The sequence below is a fragment of the Streptomyces sp. ATLC9 genome (assembly GCF_057196705.1).
In genome coordinates this window covers 1-313 of sequence record NZ_JBXUOY010000628.1, presented here as the reverse complement: position 1 = coordinate 313, position 313 = coordinate 1, and the positions used below count along the sequence as shown (strand labels likewise).

General features: G+C 60.1%; 1 protein-coding gene. It reads left to right on the top strand.

What is annotated here, in order from left to right:
• Positions 1 to 63: 63 nt before the first annotated feature.
• Positions 64 to 313: transposase (locus AC2CJA_RS27390; protein ID WP_484605301.1), on the top strand; the 250-nt coding region annotated here is incomplete at its 3' end.

Genomic DNA, 313 nt, shown 5'->3' with positions numbered 1-313 from the left:
CCCCGAAGATCCCGGACAGGGACCCAATAGGGTTGTCCTGTAAGGAATCGAGGGAAGAATCAAGTGACACGTTCGAGTCCGTACTCGCCGGAGTTCCGTGAAGAAGCGGTTCATCTGACGTTGAAATCCAGCAAGCCCATCGCCCATGTGGCCCGGGAAATCGGCATGAACCCCGAGACGCTCCGCACCTGGGTGCGCCAGTACGAGCGCGAACATGGACAGCCGGACGGACCGCTGCCGGTAGACGAGCGTGCCGAGCTGAAGGAACTGCGACGCCGGAACCGAGAACTTGAGCAGGAAAACTCCTTCCTGA